The 19,226-nt window shown below is 46.9% G+C and carries 16 protein-coding genes; 10 read left to right on the top strand and 6 right to left on the bottom strand.

The window, feature by feature from the left end; translation table 11 throughout:
- Nucleotides 1-4: 4 nt before the first annotated feature.
- Together LL912_RS23090 and LL912_RS23095 are read right to left on the bottom strand one after the other, a co-directional pair.
- On the bottom strand, nucleotides 5-685 hold the full coding sequence (locus LL912_RS23090) for a hypothetical protein (protein ID WP_235555983.1): 681 nt from the start codon (nucleotides 683-685) through the stop codon (nucleotides 5-7).
- 116 nt (nucleotides 686-801) lie between these two features.
- Nucleotides 802-1,155: a YraN family protein gene (locus tag LL912_RS23095; protein ID WP_235555984.1), complete on the bottom strand. Its 354-nt coding sequence runs from the start codon at nucleotides 1,153-1,155 to the stop codon at nucleotides 802-804.
- A gap of 38 nt (nucleotides 1,156-1,193) precedes the next feature.
- Here LL912_RS23095 and manA point away from each other — a divergent pair, with 38 nt between their 5' ends.
- Nucleotides 1,194-2,402, top strand: a complete 1,209-nt coding sequence (manA, locus tag LL912_RS23100; RefSeq protein ID WP_235555985.1) for a mannose-6-phosphate isomerase, class I — start codon at nucleotides 1,194-1,196, stop codon at nucleotides 2,400-2,402.
- Nucleotides 2,403-2,432: 30 nt separating this feature from the next.
- A complete protein-coding gene (gene pyrF / locus LL912_RS23105) occupies nucleotides 2,433-3,233 on the top strand; it encodes an orotidine-5'-phosphate decarboxylase (RefSeq protein ID WP_235555986.1) in 801 nt (266 codons plus the stop codon).
- Nucleotides 3,234-3,317: 84 nt separating this feature from the next.
- Here the strand turns inward: pyrF and LL912_RS23110 are convergent, their stop codons facing one another.
- From LL912_RS23110 to LL912_RS23125, 4 genes are all read right to left on the bottom strand, one after another.
- Nucleotides 3,318-3,887, bottom strand: a complete 570-nt coding sequence (locus LL912_RS23110) for a cupin domain-containing protein (protein ID WP_235555987.1) — start codon at nucleotides 3,885-3,887, stop codon at nucleotides 3,318-3,320.
- A 177-nt stretch (nucleotides 3,888-4,064) separates the two neighbouring features.
- A complete protein-coding gene (locus LL912_RS23115; protein ID WP_235555988.1) occupies nucleotides 4,065-4,562 on the bottom strand; it encodes a hypothetical protein in 498 nt (165 codons plus the stop codon).
- A 139-nt stretch (nucleotides 4,563-4,701) separates the two neighbouring features.
- Nucleotides 4,702-5,040: an L-rhamnose mutarotase gene (locus LL912_RS23120; protein WP_235555989.1), complete on the bottom strand. Its 339-nt coding sequence runs from the start codon at nucleotides 5,038-5,040 to the stop codon at nucleotides 4,702-4,704.
- 126 nt (nucleotides 5,041-5,166) lie between these two features.
- Nucleotides 5,167-7,554, bottom strand: a complete 2,388-nt coding sequence (locus LL912_RS23125) for an alpha-ketoacid dehydrogenase subunit alpha/beta (RefSeq protein WP_235555990.1) — start codon at nucleotides 7,552-7,554, stop codon at nucleotides 5,167-5,169.
- A gap of 136 nt (nucleotides 7,555-7,690) precedes the next feature.
- On the opposite strand from LL912_RS23125, the gene LL912_RS23130 reads away from it, so the two are divergent.
- The 8 genes from LL912_RS23130 to LL912_RS23165 all read left to right on the top strand — a co-directional run bounded on the left by LL912_RS23130 (nucleotide 7,691) and on the right by LL912_RS23165 (nucleotide 19,175).
- On the top strand, nucleotides 7,691-8,080 hold the full coding sequence (locus LL912_RS23130) for a DUF1573 domain-containing protein (RefSeq protein WP_235555991.1): 390 nt from the start codon (nucleotides 7,691-7,693) through the stop codon (nucleotides 8,078-8,080).
- A gap of 93 nt (nucleotides 8,081-8,173) precedes the next feature.
- Nucleotides 8,174-9,373 (top strand): pyridoxal phosphate-dependent aminotransferase, encoded by a 1,200-nt coding sequence (locus LL912_RS23135; protein ID WP_235555992.1) that lies wholly within the window; start codon nucleotides 8,174-8,176, stop codon nucleotides 9,371-9,373.
- Nucleotides 9,374-9,678: 305 nt separating this feature from the next.
- A complete protein-coding gene (locus LL912_RS23140; protein ID WP_235555993.1) occupies nucleotides 9,679-10,998 on the top strand; it encodes an ammonium transporter in 1,320 nt (439 codons plus the stop codon).
- Nucleotides 10,999-11,256: 258 nt separating this feature from the next.
- Entirely contained in the window at nucleotides 11,257-14,307 is a 3,051-nt protein-coding gene (locus LL912_RS23145; RefSeq protein ID WP_235555994.1) for an amidohydrolase family protein, read from the top strand.
- An 18-nt stretch (nucleotides 14,308-14,325) separates the two neighbouring features.
- Nucleotides 14,326-15,603 (top strand): amidohydrolase family protein, encoded by a 1,278-nt coding sequence (locus LL912_RS23150; RefSeq protein ID WP_235555995.1) that lies wholly within the window; start codon nucleotides 14,326-14,328, stop codon nucleotides 15,601-15,603.
- 410 nt (nucleotides 15,604-16,013) lie between these two features.
- Nucleotides 16,014-16,652, top strand: coding sequence for a TetR family transcriptional regulator (locus tag LL912_RS23155; RefSeq protein ID WP_235555996.1), 639 nt, complete (start codon nucleotides 16,014-16,016; stop codon nucleotides 16,650-16,652).
- Nucleotides 16,653-16,690: 38 nt separating this feature from the next.
- A complete protein-coding gene (locus LL912_RS23160; protein ID WP_235555997.1) occupies nucleotides 16,691-18,025 on the top strand; it encodes a TolC family protein in 1,335 nt (444 codons plus the stop codon).
- A gap of 34 nt (nucleotides 18,026-18,059) precedes the next feature.
- Entirely contained in the window at nucleotides 18,060-19,175 is a 1,116-nt protein-coding gene (locus LL912_RS23165) for an HlyD family secretion protein (protein ID WP_235555998.1), read from the top strand.
- Nucleotides 19,176-19,226: the final 51 nt, after the last annotated feature.

Below are 19,226 nucleotides of genomic sequence, written 5' to 3' on the forward strand. Positions count from 1 at the left end.
TTAATTACTTAAAAGAAAGGGGCACATCATGCACAATGTCTTTGCCCTCATATTTGATTTTAGCATACAGGTGGTCTTTCCGGATATCAACAGAATCCAGAAAGGAATGCACATTGTCGTGATCCACCCCTTTTACACCGGTATCGGTAAGCAAGGTTTTTGCCACCTTACCGGTTTGCACGTCTTCGACATACAGGAAGGTATTATCATAATAGGATACGAGGCCGTCTGCAACCCTGAATTTCGGGTCGAAACTGTTCACCGCGCTAAAATATTTCATCGGGCTAACGCCTTTGGCTGCAGGCACTTTAATAAGATAACCACGCCCGGTTGCACAGTCGTTGAATTTTAACCAGGCGGCCTGCCCTTCGCCAAATTCATATCCGAAAAGTGATTTACCCGGCTTTACGGTACGGCCCCCAAAGAAATCTGCAAAGCCGATTTTGGCATTTCCTACCTTTCCGTTGTCGAAAACAATAGAATCAATCTGGCAATCTTTAAAACTTACGGTTACGGAAGGCTTATCCGGCGTGGGGCTGCCCAGGCGGATAGGGTCTTTAATACAGGCAGAGTCGGTGCAAAAAGAAGTAGCTGTTGTTTCGGTGGTTCCTTCAGCGCCGCCGCCACAGGAGGCAAGCAGGGTGGCCAGCGCAACAGCACTTAATGAAAAGGTTTTTAGTCTCATTCCTTGTTGTTTAGATCGTTATAAAAATAAATGCAGATCGCTAATTTACAAAGAAGCATTGAGAATTGAGAAAGGAGATTTCCGACGGAACCATCTCGAATCTTAAATCTGAAGCCTCACAAGAAAAAATCCTTGATTAAAAAAAACTCGGGCTGCCCTGCGCGGAGTGTAATCGACAAAATATCGTACTGAATACGGTAATGTCCGGGATGCTGATAAAGAAATTCATCTGCGGCCTGTTGTAAATAACGGAATTTCTTTTTGGTGACACTTTCTTCGGGGTAGCCAAATTGGTTGCTGCTCCGGGTTTTTACCTCCACAAAGTGCAACTTGTTGTTTTTGGTAGCAATAATGTCAATTTCATAATGCGAATAGCGCCAGTTTTGAAACAGGATGGTATAACCGCTTTGTGTCAGGTAGGTCACTGCAAGGTCTTCACCATGTTTTCCTAATTGATTATGTGTAGCCATTCAGTTATCTTTACCCCCAAGTTAATCCAATTTTTAATATGCAAAAACTGGCGTTACTCAAAGGAGATGTAAAGCATTACGATTGGGGAGGTGTGTCGTTTATTCCAGCGCTGCTTCAGGTTGAAAATCCGCAGATGAAACCCTTTGCGGAGTACTGGATGGGTGTGCATCCTGGTGCAAATTGTACCCTCGCGCTGGATGACGGCCGGGAACTGTTGTTGCGGGATTATATCCGGATAAACCCGCAGGAGCTGCTTGGATCCGCCGTAGAAGCCGCTTTTGGGCAAATGCCTTATTTGTTAAAAGTATTGGATGTAAAGGATATGCTCTCTATTCAGGTGCATCCGTCTAAAGCACAGGCTGCATTGGATTTTGAGGCAGAGAACCGGAAAGGCATTCCTTTAAATGCGTCCGACCGGAATTACAAAGATGCCAACCACAAACCCGAGTTGATGGTGGCGTTAAGCGGGTTTTACCTGTTGCACGGCTTTAAACCGGAAAAGCAGTTGCTACAAACGCTGGAGGCGGTACCGGAATTACATGTTTTTATACCGGTGTTTAAAACCGGAGGGTATAGAGGGTTGTATAAAATGGCGATGGAGTTACCGCAGGAGGAAGTAAACGAACTGCTACAGCCGCTGATCAACCGCATCATCCCGCTGTACCAGCAGGAAAAACTGAACAAGTCTTCGGAGGATTTCTGGGCGGCTCGTGCGGCACAGACCTTTTTACAGCCTGGCTCCATCGACAGGGGGATCTTTTCGATCTATTTTTTTAATATCGTTCATCTGAAAACCGGAGAGGCCATATTCCAGGACGCCGGTGTGCCGCATGCCTACCTGGAAGGGTATAATGTAGAAATTATGGCCAGCTCAGATAATGTGCTGCGCGGCGGACTTACCTCCAAGCATATTGATACGGCGGAACTGCTGAAACATACAAAATGCGAAGCCACCTATCCGCAGGTTATTCCCGCAAAGGCCGATGAAAAAGAAAAAGTTTACCCGGCTCCGGTGCCCGATTTTGAATTGCATTCCTACGACCTGAAGACCGGTGATGAACTGGAGTTAAAGCCGGTGACCGCTGAACTGTTCCTGTTAACAGAGGGCGAGGCGGAATTGTCGGCCGGTGATACCCGTATTGTATTAAAAACCGGAGCCATTGCTGCAGCGGCTTTTCCGGGTGCAGTTGTAAAAGTACTGGCTGGTGCCTCCTCCCGGATATTCAGGGCTACAGTTCCCTTATGATTTAAGAAGATTAAATAAACGGATATAAACATGACCCGCGAACAATTAGTTGCACAGATATATGCAAAAAGATCCTATCTATGTGTAGGATTGGATACCGATATTGCAAAGATTCCCGCCCACCTGTTGGCAAATCCGGATGCGATATTCCATTTTAATAAGACCATCATTGATGCCACAAGGGAAACCTGTGTAGCCTATAAGATCAATACGGCTTTTTATGAAGCTCTGGGTACAAAAGGATGGGATGCAATGGAACGGACCGTGCATTATATTGGCGCCGGTCATTTTAAGATTGCGGATGCCAAGCGGGGTGATATCGGCAACACCAGCGATCAGTATGCCCGGGCTTTTTTTGAAACGCTTCCCTTTGATGCGGTAACGGTAGCTCCTTATATGGGAGAGGACAGCGTAAGGCCCTTCCTGGAATATGACGGAAAATGGGCCATTGTACTGGGGCTTACTTCCAATAAAGGGGCCCGGGATTTTGAATTGCAGGCCAGTGGCGGCGGACTGCTGTATGAAAAAGTTCTGACAACGGTTTCTAAATGGGGAACGGCTCAAAACCTGATGTTCGTGGTTGGCGCCACCCAGGCGGAAGCCTTTACCCGGATCCGGGAATTGGTTCCCGATCATTTCCTCCTGGTACCAGGGGTGGGCGCCCAGGGCGGAAGCCTGCAGGAAATCTCCGAAAAGGCAATGACCAAGGACTGCGGGCTTTTGGTAAATGCAAGCAGGGCCGTGATTTATGCTTCAGCACAGGAAAATTTTGCCGGCGCAGCGGCCGCCGTGGCAATACAATATCAGGAAGAAATGGGCAGGTATTTATAACAGGAGACATCGGTAACCGGTAAGCATCCTGTACAAAAACTGAATGGCCTCTGGCTTTAGAAAAACTTCGGGTTTAAAGAAGAGCTATCGGGTATAGGGATCGGCCTGTAACCAGATGCCCAGCAGCCCGTCATCCGTGCCAAGGACCGGGTCCGTATCGGGAAGCGCAACATCTGTAATGGGGCCGGAAGCTTTTGAATGGCCGGAAAATACTTTACGGATCTTTGGCACTACACCAGGAGAGGCTGCGCCAGTAATCTTAAAACCGGTACCGGACTCAAGATGCCGGAGGGCAACTCCCGCGGGCACTACTAACACGTCTCCTTTTTCAATAACCATCGTCAGCCCCAGTGTACCTCCGAACTGCCATTTCGCTTCTCCGGCGCAAACGCCCAAAACCACATGAGTGTTGGTATAATAAAAAGTAGCATCAAGAGGTGGTACACCGGGCAATGGGAACCACTTATTGATCATGAACTTCTTTTTCAACCAGTTTTCGCAGGCATCACCTGTTTTATTAAAAAAGGCTCTGTAAATAAGTAAAGGGTGGGGGCTGTTGGGGATAGAGTTTTCTTCCCTGAAGTAAAAGATATCCGGATTGATCCGTCGCTGCTCCCAGGGCACCCATTCACGGGGGTTATTTTTTTTGGGCATATTTTAGTATTGCAACTCATATGCCAGTAACCTGACTATGGTAGATTTATATCACTCTTTTGACAATTGCCTTCAGAAAAACAGCTGCAAAACATTCAAAGACCTGGCATGCACGCCATATAAATAAAAAAACCGTTTCCAGGCAGAAACGGTTTTGATTATTTGGAAGGTTAATGGTTATTGTTTTTGGAAATTATAAACAATATAAATGGTTTTTCCTTCAAAGGAAATCGGGGATTGAGCGATGAAATGATCCTGCCCGGAGGATGTTACTTCCATTGAATATCCTTCTGCCACATTTTTAGATTGATTCTTTTTCAGTCCGTCTACACGCTTGAAATTGAGATGGGTTACACCATTGATATTGCGGGTCGACCACAGGATTTGGCGTGCGCCTCCCGAGCAGTCCTGCCCGTTGATTGTATAACTGCCATAGCCATTATTGGGAAATACCCATACACTACCTTCAAAACACTTCAATGCTGCATCATCAAAGGCTTCCACTTTCAGGTTTTTTGTATCGGTACCTTCAATGCTGGTTCCGGTTACGACCCAGGTGCCTTTAAAATCCTGGCGGGGCACAGTAGTGGAGGCGCTTTTTTTGCTATTGGAACAGGCCATGCCTATAACAGAAATGGTAATCAGAAGCAGGGCGATTTGTGAAATTCTTTTCATAATCAATGTTTTTATGCTTTATGCAATTGAAATGCCAAATTTTGAGGGATAGACGGCGGACTTCAAAGAAAGGTTCGATGCCGGTTGTTAAAAAGATGCACAAAGATGTGTAGTGCCTGCATTAGTTAATCAGGATCAATCAGATCTTAAAAATGGACTGTGTCAGGATCCATTTTTCACCGGGATTGGCTGAAGGCAATGCCTGCTGGAATTTCCACATCAGCGCTTCCCATTCCTGGACCTTCGCATTTTGCGCGTCAGCCGCCTGTTTTTTCTCAAAGGAGAATTCCGGTCCGGCTTCGATGATCATAAACAAACGGTTCTCCACCCGGAATATTTCCATATGCCGGATACCAGAATCGCGGATGCTTTGCCGGATCTCCGGCCACACTTCGCGGTGATACGCCTCGTACTCGGCAATCAGCGTTGGATCATTCTTTAAATCCAGGGCCAGGCAATATCTTTTTAATGTTTCCATTTTAGAATTTGGGATTTGAAATTGGGTAACGAACAGAGAGCGATCAGATCAGTGGTCAGTTTATCAGTGGTCAGTTTATCAGTTCTCAAACATAAAACCTTAAACTTTAAACCCGGAACAAAAAAATCATTCCCGCATCATATCAATCAACGCTGCAGCAATCTCTTCTGCGTTGGGTTTGCTGAAATAGTCGCCATCGCTTCCATAACCGGGGCGGTGCTCTTTTGCGGTGATCGTGCGTGGAGCTACATCCAGGTAGCGATAGCCTCCCTGCTCCTCCATTACTTTATTAAACATATATGCAGCCGCACCTCCCGGCACATCCTCGTCAATGAAAATAATGCGGTTGGTTTTTCTGAGGGAATCTAAAATCCGGTGATGAATGTCAAACGGTAGCAGGGTCTGTACATCAATCAGCTCACAGCTGATGCCCATTGGTGCAATTTTCTGCAGCGCGTCCTGTATGATCCGAAGGGTAGACCCATAACTGACAATCGTAATATCTGTTCCTTCCTGCAATATTTCGGGTACACCCAGGGGAACGGTCATCGTCTCAAGATTCTCCGGTAGCCGTTCTTTTAGCCGGTAGCCGTTCAGGCTTTCAATGATTAGCCCAGGGTCGTTGCTTTGCAATAGCGTATTATACATGCCGGCGGCCTGCACCATATTACGGGGTACACAAACATGTATTCCTCTCAGCGAGTTGATGATCATGCCCATGGGAGATCCGCTATGCCAGATACCTTCCAGGCGGTGCCCCCGGCTCCGGATAATAATCGGGCAAAACTGCTGTCCGCCGGTGCGGTATTGCAGCGAGGCTACATCATCGGTCAGTGGTTGTAATCCGTATACAAGATAATCCAGGTACTGGATTTCGGCAATCGGTCTCAATCCCCGGAGGGCAAGTCCGATACCGCGTCCCATAATGCTCAGCTCATGAATACCGGTATCTGAGATCCGCTCTGCTCCATGCTTTTTTTGTAAGCCGGCAAATCCCTGGTTTACATCCCCGATCTGGCCAAGGTCTTCTCCAAAAGCCAATACTTTGGGATTGTTGGCAAAGAGCTGGTCAAAATAGTGGTTCAGGATCTCATATCCATTAATAAGGGGTGAGCTTTCTGTGATCACCGGAGCCACCGGTGTTACTTTTAAAGCGCTTTTGGCGCCCTCGTTATATAAATTGGAATTATAAATAGCGGCGTTTTCCCTGCATAAGGTATCATAATAAGCCTGTATGCTGCCGGCCTTGTCACCACAGATAAGGATCGCCTTGTAGAGGGTTTGTAACACATTTTTCCGGAGCGGCTCCCGGTTGGTAACCAGGTCGGGGATCAGCTTTTTTAATTCGGCGGCCTTTTCGGGCAGTTCCTGTATCTGTTGATGCAACAGGTTTTTAGTTTGCTCTACCTGGTCCTTGATCGGCTTCAGGTATGCTCTCCAGGCATTGTCGCGGCCTTCTTTTACATTATTGCGTGCATCGGCTTCCATTTTTTCAAGCGTGGCCTCGTCCGTAAGCCCGTTTTTCAGGATCCACTCCTTCATTTTTTTCAGGCAGTCCCGTTCCCGCTCCCATTCCAGGCGCTCGGTCGATTTGTACCGCTCATGACTTCCTGAAGTACTATGCCCCTGCGGTTGTGTAAGTTCATCTACATGAAACAGCACGGGTGTATGCGTTTCACGCGCCAGGGCGATGCCTTCTTCAAAAGCCTCGATCATGCCCATATAATCCCAGCCCTGCACTTTTGAAATATAAAAACCATTGGTGCCTTCTTCTTTTTCAAACCCTTTCAGGGCTGCGGAAATGGATCCTTTGGTTGTTTGCATTTCACGCGGTACGGAAATCCCGTAGCCGTCATCCCATACAAAAATCACGAGGGGCACCTGGGCCACCCCGGCCGCATTTACGGTTTCCCAAAAATGGCCTTCACTGGTAGATGCATCCCCAATGGTACAAAAACAAACCTCGTTTCCATTGTTGGATAAGTTTTTAAACTGCTGCAGTTCCGGAACCTCCCGGAAACTTTTAGATGCGTACGCCAGGCCAAAGGACCGCGGCATCTGGGCCGCAGTAGGGGCCATATCTGTAGCTGTATTTTTGATCTCTGTCAGGTTCAGCCAGTTCCCATCCGCATCCACATTACGACTGGTATAGTGGCTGTTCATTTGCCTTCCTATGCTGAATGGCTCATTGTTCGGGTCGGGATCTGCATACAGCTGGGCAAAATATTGCTGCGGGGTGCCTACACCTATTGCAAACATAAAGGTCTGGTCGCGGTAATACCCGCTGCGCCAGTCACCCGGTTTAAAAAATTTAGCCATCGCCACCTGGGCAACTTCCTTTCCGTCTCCAAAAATCCCGAATTTGGCTTTGCCGGTCAGTACCTCCCTTCGTCCCAGCAAGCTGGTTTCACGACTCAGGCAGGCAATATAATAGTCGTGTAGCACGCCGTCCTTGAACCGATCAAAAGAAAGCATTTCACCCGGGGTAGTAAGGTTGGAAGTCTGATTCTCCATAATGGCAAAAATAGGGATATCACAATATACTCATTGCTGAATAATTTTTCAAAGAAGCGTGCAACTTTTGGAAACTGTTGAACATCTATATCGTAATTTTGTTGTTTTTACATCAGTCATCACAAAAAATAGGAATATGAAGAAATTTTATCTTTTCGCGGTTTTGTTTTTGATGGGTTTTGCAGTTGCTTCTCATGCGCAGGAAGCAGTGCCGGCAGACCAGGTGATTAAAATGGCAAAAGAAGAATATCAGTTGGGAAAATTGAAATTTAAAGAGGGGACTACCTTTTTTATGGAATTTACCAATATCAGCAAAAAGCCGGTGATTGTAGAAAATGTATTGGTTGGCTGCGGTTGTACTGTAGCGGAAAAGCCATCAGCACCCATCATGCCCGGAAAGGTTGGAAAAATTAAAGTGGGATATGATGCTACAGCAGCTGCAGGAAGTGCATTTAAAAAAGATGTAACCATTAAAATAAAAGGAGCTCAGCCCAAAACGGTATATTTTACCGGTGAGATCATCTAAAGAGTTTAGTTTTTTTTAGTTTTATTGAACAGTTTCAACTTATTCCATCTGCAAAGATGGAATTTTTTTATTTTTGCCCTCTTATTTTTCAGTATGCTTAGAATTTCTCAAAGAGGAGTGGATATGCCGGCTTCACCCATCCGGAAGCTGGTTCCTTATGCCGAAGCGGCAAAGCGAAGAGGGATGACGGTTTATCATCTGAATATCGGCCAGCCCGATATCGAAACCCCTCCGGCCATCATGCAGGCGGTAAGGGAGGTGCAGATGCCGGTTCTGGAATACAGCCACAGTGCAGGAAATGAAAGTTATCGCCGTAAGCTGGTAACGTATTACCGGCGGATCGGGATCGACGTTACCCACGAACAGATCATGGTGACCACCGGGGGAAGTGAGGCCATATTATTTGCGTTTTTCAGTTGCCTGAACCCGGGTGATGAGGTGATTATTCCGGAACCATTTTATGCGAATTATAACGGGTTTGCCTGCACAGCAGGTATAAAAGTGGTACCCATTCCGTCTTCCATCGATACCGGGTTCGCATTGCCCCCGGCTTCGGAATTTGAGCGGGTAATCACCGAAAAGACCCGGGCCATTCTCATTTGTAACCCCAATAACCCTACGGGCTATCTGTACAGCCGGCAGGAGGTAGAAGCCCTGGGGGCCATTTGCCGCAAATACCAGTTATATCTTTTTTCAGACGAAGCCTATAGGGAGTTTCGCTATACAGATACCGAATATATCAGCGCGCTTCAGCTCCAGGGGTTGGATGAAAACGTAGTATTGATGGATACCATTAGCAAACGCTATAGCGCCTGTGGCGCCCGGATCGGGGCATTGGTTACGCGCAACGCTAACGTTTACAGCACGGCATTGAAATTTGCACAGGCGCGGCTCAGTCCGCCAGGATTGGCACAGATTATGGGCGAAGCTGCAGTGGATCTTCCTGAAAATTATTTTGACGCTACCAAAGAGGAATATGAACGCCGCCGCAATTTGCTGGTGCGCCGGCTGAATGCCATGGAAGGTGTGTTTTGCCCTAACCCCGGTGGTGCTTTTTATGCAATTGCCCGTTTACCCATCGATGATTGCGACCGGTTCTGCCAATGGTTACTGGAATCGTTTAGCTACAATAATCAAACGCTGATGCTGGCGCCGGCAACCGGTTTTTATGCAACACCTGGATTGGGACTTAACGAAGTACGCCTGGCCTATGTATTAAATACAGATGCTATTAACGCAGCTATGGATTGCCTGGAGCAGGCCTTGAAACAATATCCGGGCAAACGCGGATAAAAAAAGTTTAAAACAACGATAAACGGAAGCGGGCTTTTGAGACAGCCCGTTTTTTTATGCCATTTTATGTCCGAAACTAATATGAAATAAAAGTGTAATATTTCTATTTGGATGTCAAATACCTAGTAATCATGGAATAATTGTCTTTTTTAAATATTATAAATAAAATTATATGAATAAAATTTATTCATTTTTTGAATATTTTGGTTTTTGATCCATATTTTTGGTGAACAAACAGTCTGTTTTTATTTATATTCATAGTTTCTAATTGATAATTTAAAATACTAAATATATATAATATGTCAATGACTCGAAAACTAGCTATCATTCCTTTTGCCCTATTAATTCTGATTGTAATCCTCAGTTTGTTGTTTGGTCATAATCCTACCGAGATCAAGCAATTTGCAGAGATCAATTCCGGTGATACGGCCTGGATGCTGACCTCTGCTGCACTGGTATTAATCATGACGCCCGGCCTGGCTTTCTTTTACGGAGGCATGGTAAAAAAGAAGAATGTAATTTCTACGATGTTGCAAAGCTTCATCTGCATGGCGATTGTTTCGATCATTTGGGTGGTTTTCGGTTTTAGCCTGGCCTTTGGTGATTCCATTGGCGGTTTTGTCGGTAACCCGGGTACATTTTTCCTGATGAACGGGGTACTGGAGCACAAACCCTGGACGCTGGCACCAACGGTGCCCTTGGTGGTTTTTGCCTTTTTCCAGTTAAAATTTGCCATCATAACGCCGGCGTTGGTAACCGGGGCATTTTCAGAACGCATCCGTTTTACTTCCTATATATTCTTTATATGCCTGTTTATTATTTTTATTTACTGTCCGCTGGCACATGCCACCTGGCATCCGGACGGGTTCCTGTTTAAATTGGGAGTGCTTGATTTTGCGGGGGGTACAGTAGTGCACATGAGTGCAGGACTTGCAGCACTGGCAGGGGCCATTTATCTTAAGAAGCGAACCGATACTGGTGAAAACAAGCCGGCAAGAATCACCTATGTTTTATTGGGCACCGGGTTGCTTTGGTTTGGCTGGTTTGGATTCAACGGCGGATCTGCAATGGGCGCCAACGCCCTGGCTGCCTCTGCATTGGCTACAACAGCAGTGGCTTCCGGAGCTGCTGCCTTTGCCTGGGTTATTTTTGATGCGCTGCGGGGCAAAAAACCTTCTGCTATGGGTACGAGCATCGGAGCTGTTGTAGGACTGGTGGCCATTACCCCTGCAGCAGGCTTTGTAAGCCTGCCGCATGCACTGGTAATAGGTGTGGTGGCAGCCATCATTAGCAATATGATGGTAGAATGGAGAACAAAAACCGGCATCGATGATACATTGGATGTATTTCCCTGTCATGGTGTGGGAGGAATGGTAGGTATGCTGCTGACCGGCGTTTTTGCAAATAAAGCAATCAATACAGCCAACACAACCGGTAATGGTTTGTTCTTTGGCGAAACCAAATTGTTTACCACTCATGTACTGGTGTTACTGGGAGTGATTGTTTTTGTATTAGCGGCTTCATTCATTCTTTTGAAAATTACCGACCTGATCACGCCGCTGCGCGCAAGCGAAGATGAAGAGCTGGAAGGCCTGGACCGGTCTCAGCACGGAGAAAGCTTATAAACGCCATATATAAGGCTGCTGCATGCGGCAGCATTGTGGGAGACCAGCCGGTCTCCCACAATTTTTTTATACAGTGATCCGGGGAAAAAGCGAGCAGCCGGTGGTACCGGATGCATACGATCTGCGTTATTAAAGGAAGCTGATAATACCCGCGGGTATAACCCTTGTAATATTATTCATACATTTTCCCCCACTGAACCCCTGATGAATCTATAGAAACGGATTATTTTTCCTATTTTCCTGAAAATTTCTTTGCGAATGAAAAAATTGCTCCTGCTGCCAGTAAGCTGGCTGCTGACCCTGGCTGCTACCGCCCAAACTACCTTTCCGGTCAACGGTGTTGCCGACCCCCGGTCTGGCTGCTACGCTTTTATCAATGCGACGATTGTGAAAGATCCCGCAACTACATTACAAAAGGCCACATTGCTTATAAGGGAAGGGAAAGTGGTCAGCGTAGGCAACAGTGCTGTTCCGGCGGATGCGGTGATAATTGATTGTAAGGGCAAATTTATATACCCCTCGCTGATCGATATCTATAGTGATTATGGTATATCCACGCCACAGCGTCAGTCGGATCCCTTTGATTACACGGCGCCCCAGCAGTTCAACAGTGCCACAAAAGGCGCCTATAACTGGAACCAGGCTATAAGAAGCGAAGTAAATGCAGTCGACCTGTTCGGTACAGATGAGGCAAAGGCTCAGCCATTAAGGGAACTGGGATTTGGGACCGTGTTGTCGCATCAAAAAGACGGAATTGCAAGAGGAAGTGGTGTGGTGGCCACATTGTCGGCAAAAAAGGAAAACCTGACCATTTTAAAAGAAAGGGCCGCTGCGTTCTATTCATTTAACAAAGGTTCTTCCAAACAAAGCTATCCTTCCAGTACTATGGGGGCCGTGGCATTGCTACGGCAGAATTACCTGGATGCACAGTGGTATAAAACAAGACCCGGAAAAGAAGGCGTTAATAAAACGCTCGAAGCCTGGAATGAGCTTCAGACTCTTCCCCAGATCTTTGAAACAACGGATAAATGGGCGGGTTTGCGGTCAGACCAGGTTGGAGACGAGTTCGGCGTACAGTATATTATAAAAGGAGGAGGGAATGAATACCAGCGCATCGGCGAAATTGCAGCTACCAAAGCGCCATATATCCTTCCGTTAAATTTCCCGGATGCCCAAAAGGTGGAGGATCCTTCAGATTCCCGGTTTATTGCATGGAAGGATCTGGCGCACTGGGAGCTGGCGCCTACCAATCCGGCGGTTTTTGAAAGGCAAGGCATTCCTTTTGCGCTAACCGCTGCCGATCTGAAAGATCCGAAAACCTTCTGGCCGAATCTGCGGAAGGCAATCCTGGCGGGGCTTTCAGAAAAAGCAGCGCTGGAGGCGTTAACCATTACACCGGCGGCCTTTTTAAAGATAGGAGACAAAGTGGGCCGGTTGGAGCCGGGGCTCCTTGCAAATTTTTTGATCACCAATGGCAATCTTTTTGCAGAAAAAACCACCCTGTTGGAAAACTGGATCCAGGGAGAGCCTTATGATATCAATGCAAAAAGCAGCACGGAATTAAGAGGATTATATGCGTTAACCGTTACAGGCGTTGATGGCATTAAACAATATGAGCTGGAGGTAAAAAGCAATAGTCTGGCTACAGTTAAGGCAAATGAAGCCCTGACGACCAAATTCAGTTCGGATGGTAACCTCGTGTCGTTGAGCTTTTCTTTAAAACCCACCACCAAAATCATAGGAACCGGACAAAAAGATTCTGTTTTTGAAAATAAACAGTCGGGGGCATTGGTCCGGTTAAGCGGCGTAAACTATGGCAGCAGCTGGCAGGGAGTGGGCGCCAATGAGAATGGAGCGCCGGTGAGCTGGGTGGCTACCCTTACAAAAGGAATAGCGGCAGCAAAAGATTCGGTGCACTCCACCTGGGAAAAACCCGGAGCCCGCGTCGTGTTTCCGTTCAGCAGTTACGGACGTACTGCCCTGCCGCAACAGGAAACGGTTCTGATAAAAAATGCAACAGTATGGACCAATGAGGCCGGTGGCAAACAGGAGCAAACAGACGTACTGGTGAAAGGCGGCAGGATTGCACAGATTGGAAAGGGGCTTTCCATTGCCGGAGTGCGGGTGATCGATGGAACCGGTAAACATCTCACGCCGGGAATCATTGATGAGCATTCGCATATTGCGGTGTTCTCAATAAATGAGGGCGCACAGTCTGTTACTTCGGAAGTAAGGATCGGTGACAACCTGAATCCCGATGATATTAATATCTACCGGCAGCTAAGTGGTGGGGTAACAACCTCACAGATCCTGCATGGGTCTGCCAATACCATTGGCGGACAAAGCCAGCTGATTAAATTGCGCTGGGGCGCAGATGCCGAGGGACTCAAGTTTAAAGGCGCCGATTCATTTATAAAATTTGCATTGGGGGAAAATGTAAAACGCACTACAGTTACACAGGGAAACAACCGGTATCCGGATACCCGCATGGGCGTATACGAAGTGCTGAATGATGCCTTTCAGCGGGCACGCGATTATGAAAAGGCGCTGAAATCAGGAGACAAAACTGTACGGCGCGACCTGGAACTGGATGCCCTGGTGGAAATCCTGAATAAGAAACGGTTCATCACCTGCCATAGCTATGTGCAAAGTGAAATACTGGGCCTGATCCATATAGCCGAGAAATACGGTTTTAAGGTAAATACTTTCACGCATGTACTTGAAGGGTATAAAGTGGCCGACCGCATCCGCCAGCATGGAGCAAGCGTGTCAACCTTTTCAGACTGGTGGGGCTATAAGAACGAAGTACAGGATGGTATTCCTTATAATGCTGCGCTCATGCAGCAACTGGGACTGAATGTTTGCATCAACAGCGACGACGCCGAAATGGCGCGGCGGCTCAACCAGGAGGCTGCAAAAACGATTAAATATGGAGGCGTGTCCGAGGAAGACGCGCTAAAAATGGTGACCCTGAATCCTGCAAAAGCCCTGCACATTGATAACCGGGTGGGGAGTATTAAAGTAGGAAAAGACGCCGACCTGGTATTGTGGAGCGATCATCCGCTAAGCATTTATGCACGTGCATTGTATACATGGGTGGATGGCGCCATCTACTTTAACCGGGAGCAGGACCGGGAATCCCGGGTACAGGCGGCCGCCGAGCGGAACCGGTTGCTGCAAAAAATGCTCTCCGCTACAAAAAACGGAGCGCCCACAGTACCCGCCAAAGCTACCGCACAAGTGGTGCTGCATTGCGAAGCGCATGAACAAGCAGAAGGAATATTGGGCGTGGACGCCTTTGATCTTTAATTGTTAAAAAAATAGGTTATGAAATTTTTGGCATACATTTTTTCATTGTTTTTAATAATCCCGGCAATCGCACAGGACAATATTTATCCGGCAAAAAAACAAACGGGAACGATTGTTATCAATAACGGAACCATTCATACCGGCTCCGGCCAGGTAATATCCCAGGGCGCAGTGGTTATAAAGGACGGGAAAATCCAGAAAGTAGGAGACCAGCCGGAAAACATTGCCGGCGCTACGGTTATCGACGCAACGGGAAAGCATGTTTACCCCGGGTTGATACTGGCCAATACGGATCTTGGATTGCGTGAAATCCTCAGTGGTGTAAGAGGTAGTAACGATTTTTATGAGTTGGGCGACTATAACCCCGATGTGCGGTCCATAGTAGCCTACAATGCCGATTCAAAGATGATCAACACGCTCCGGTCTAACGGGATCCTGTTGGCAAATATAGTTCCCTCCGGACGGTTACTGACCGGAACATCATCCGTTGTGCAGCTTGATGCCTGGAGTTGGGAGGATGCCCTGTACACCGCCGACATCGGTATGTTTCTTAACCTGCCGGCATTGTTCCGCTCGCCGCGATCCACCGGCCCGGACCCGGTAAAAGAAGACCTGAAAAAGATCGAAACATTAAAAACTTTTTTCCGGGAAGCGAAAGCGTATTTAAAAGGAGCAGAAAAAGGAGTGACCAATCTCAAATTTGAAGCCATGCGGCCACTGTTTGAGCAAAAGCAAAAACTGTTTGTTAACGCCGATATCTCCAGGCAGATTCTAATGGCCATTGATCTTGCGAAAACCTTTGATATCCGTGTGGTAATTGTGGGCGGCAGTGAGAGTTACCTGTTGGCAGACCTGCTAAAGCAGCATCATATTCCGGTTATCCTAAACTCGATCCATGCCTTGCCAACAATGGAAGATGACGATGTGGATCAGCCATTCAAGACACCTGCTATATTGCAGAAATCCGGAGTGCTTTTTGCGCTCAATGACGACGAAGGTTCGAGCCGGTACCGCAACCTGGCATTCTTTGCCGGTACTGCCAGCGCATACGGGCTGACTAAAGAAGAGGCTTTGCAGGCCGTTACGCTGAATGCAGCGCGCATCCTGGGAATTGACAACCAGACCGGCTCGCTGGAGGCGGGCAAGGATGCCAATATCGTCATTGCTGCCGGCGATATCCTCGATATGAAAAACAGCGTGGTAACCGATGCGCTGATCCAGGGGCGGAGGATCGATCTGAATAACAAACATAAACAACTGTACGAACGGTATCGGCATAAATACCAGTTGCAATAATCCATTGTTTCGAAAGCGCAATGCATTAACAGGGACCGGGTGACACCGTTCTTCGCCGCTTCGTGTGGTTATGGGAATAATAAGGAATGCAATTGATGTTGCCGGCAGGGCGTTTTGTGGTATCAAAACTCCGGTAGCCGGCGCCGTTTTCCCCGGTTTTCAGCTGCCGTTTCGAAATTCCCGGAACCGGCAATATGCATGATCTCCAAACACCGGAGTGAAGGTATGCAGATTTGTAATTCAATTAAATAACACCAAATATACTTTTATGGCCAAGCTGTTATTGGCTTTAAATAACTGATACTTACGACTTGATGTGAGTTAATTTTTCGCCCGATTTTCAGAAAATTAAACAAGTGTTTGAATTTTTAAACAACTGTTTAATATCTTTGTAGTGGAATTTTTTAAAAGTGTCAGCAACATTTACACAAAAGCAACTGGAAATTATGGAGGCGGCGGTACAGCTCTTTGCCGGCAAAGGGTTCGATAATACCTCCGTTCGTGACATTGCAAAGGCTGCCGATGTAAATGTGGCCATGATCTCTTATTATTTTGGTTCGAAGGAAAAACTGCTGGAGGCCATATTTATAAAATATGTAACCACCATGCGGGGCAAACTGGAGGAGATTGTTTTTGCCCACGACGTAACGCCGGCCGAAAAGATCGACCGGATCATTGAAACGTATATCGATACCATTGCCGCCAACCGCCATTTCCATTTACTGATGGTTCGGGAGCAGGGGGTGATGAAGAACAAGGTAATGTACGACGGTGTAAAAAGCCTGAAGCTGAAAAATACTTCGCTGATCAAAAGTGCCATAAAAGCAGGCGCGAAGGCCGGGATCTTTAAAAAGAATGTAGACATCACCATCCTGGCATTAACAGTATTCGGTACCATCAACCAGGCCTTTAACACGCAGCGCTTCTTGTGTGAACAATATCGCATCGATCCGGATAATGAAGCCGAATTTTTGAAAGTGATCATTCCCCGGCTGAAAGTGCACCTTAAAGCGGTTGTTAGAAGTTACCTGCTGGTGGCTGATAAATAATTTGAAGAACGTATCATTTGTAAAAGCTCAATTTGTATATGAATAAAAGAATAACAGCCATTGCAGCCTTTTTGGCGTTTATGGTGTTGGGCAATCAGCTTGCTGCCCAGGAAGTGAAACGGCTTACACTTAAGGAGGCGGTGGAGCTCGGATTGCAGAGCAGCAAGCATTTAAAGATCGATCGGGCAAAAATTCTGGAGGCAACGGCAGCGCTGGAAGAAGCAAAAGACCGTCAGTTGCCCGACTTTAAAATAAGTGGGTCGTACCTGCGTTTAACAACGGCTCATATTGATTTGAAGACTGCGCAAAAACAAGATGCTTCATCCGGAAGTGGTTCCGGTGGTGATGTTCCAAAAATTTCGCAGGCAATGTATGGCATGGCCAGTTTGTCGCTGCCACTGTATGCAGGAGGTAAGATCAAATATGGCATCCAGTCTGCCAAATACCTGCTGGAAGCAGAAAAGTTGAGTGCCGGCAACGATCAGAACGCTATTGTGTATAATCTTATTGAAGCCTATACCAACCTTTTTAAAGCGGCACAAGTAATCGACGTGATCAAAGAAAACCTGGTGGCCTCCCAGAGCCGCGACTCTAACTTCATACGGCTGGAGAATAACGGATTGATGGCTCGTAACGACCGGTTAAAAGCGCAGCTGCAAACTTCTGATATTGAATTACGTTTGCTGGAAGCTCAAAGTAATTATAATATCGCCAATGTCAATATGGACCTGTTGCTGGGGTTACCCGAAAATACGCTGATTGAAGTTGATCCGGCGTTTATTAATGAGGTGCAGGAAGCACGTTCGTATACCTATTATGAGGAGCAGGCTATGGAGAACCGGAAGGATATAAAAGCCCTGGGCTATCAGCAAAAGGCCGCAGACCTGGGCATCAAAGCAGCAAAAGCGAATTACCTGCCTTCGCTGGCACTGACAGGTGGCTATGTTGCGGTAAATGTTCCTAAATTCCTGACGGTGACCAATGCCGTAAACGGAGGAGTCGGTGTGCAGTACAATTTGTCCAGCCTTTGGAAGACCGGTGCTTCCATCAAAAAAGCAAAAGCACAGGCTCAGCAATTGGCTGCTTCCCAGGAAATGCTTTCTGATAATATCCGGCTGCAGATCAACAGGGATTATCAGAATGCACTGCTGGCAAAGAAAAAGATCGAAGTGCATGATAAATCCCTTATACAGGCGGAAGAGAATTACCGAATCACCAAAAATAAATATGACAATAGCCTGGTTACCATTACCGACCTGCTGGATGCTAACGTGGCACTGTTATCTTCAAAGATCAATGTATTAAATGCAAAGGCCGATGCTGCCCTGGCCTATCAGAAATTGCTGGAAAGCTCGGGGGCATTCGCTCAGTAACTATATTAAAAAGCTTATTATAAATCGTTATACCATGGCAAACGGACAAGTTCAGGACCAACCAAACGAAACCAATCAAAAGAAAAAAAGAAGCCCTGTATTCTTTATCATACTTGCAGTACTGGTACTGGTCGGTGGTTATTTTGGAATCAAATCGTATATCTACAGCAAACATCATGAGGATACAGACGACGCCCAGGTGGCAGCCAATGTGAATCCCGTTATTTCCAAGATCTCCGGGTATATAGCTGAAGTGAGGGTAAAGGATAACCAGTTTGTACACAAAGGCGATACGCTGGTGATGTTGGATACAAGAGACCTGAAGATGGCGCTGGAGCAGGCTGAAGCAGCCCTGGCCACGGCACGAAGCAATGTGGAAGCGGCCCGGGCAGGCACAGAGGCGGCTCATAAAAGTATCAGCACGGCCAACGCTGCTGTTGCCACCGCAGATGCGCAGATCGAAGCAGCGAAAGTAAATGTATGGCGTACAACGGAAGATCTGAAACGTTATGAAAACCTGATAAAAGATCATTCCATTACCCAGCAGCAGTATGAACAGGCGCTTGCGGCCAAACAAACAGCCGACCGGCAGCTTGCTATCCTGAAGGAACAACGGGGACAGGCGACGGCGCAAACCGGGGCTGTTAGTTTTCAAACAAAAGCTACCTCCAAGGAAATAGGCGTTACATCGGCAACCGCACATCAGCGGGAAGTGGATGTGGAAAATGCAAAACTCAACCTCAGCTATGCGGCAATCGTGGCTCATGAAGATGGGGTGGTTTCCAAGGTTCCGGTACAAATCGGACAGTTCATCCAGGCCGGTGCGCAACTCTTCAGCATTATTCTGGATAATGATAAATGGGTAGTAGCAAATTTTAAAGAAACCCAGTTGTCGAGGATGGTAACCGGGCAAAAAGTGGAAATTAGCGTCGACGCATTTCCGAAGCATCCCTTTGAAGGAGTGGTAGGATCATTTGCCCCGGCTACAGGATCGGTATCTGCATTGTTACCTGCAGACAATGCCAGCGGCAACTTTGTAAAAGTGGTGCAGCGGGTTCCGGTAAGAATAGAATTCGTAAATAAAAATGACTCCCTGATTCAAAAACTTCGTGCCGGTATGAACGTGCTGGTAGATGTTCATCTTAATTAGTGAGCAGTGAATGGTGAATAGTTAATGGTGAATAGGTTCTTGTTATACGCG

It is taken from the genome of Niabella agricola (genome assembly GCF_021538615.1).
In the GTDB taxonomy this organism is placed as follows: Bacteria; Bacteroidota; Bacteroidia; order Chitinophagales; family Chitinophagaceae; genus Niabella; species Niabella agricola.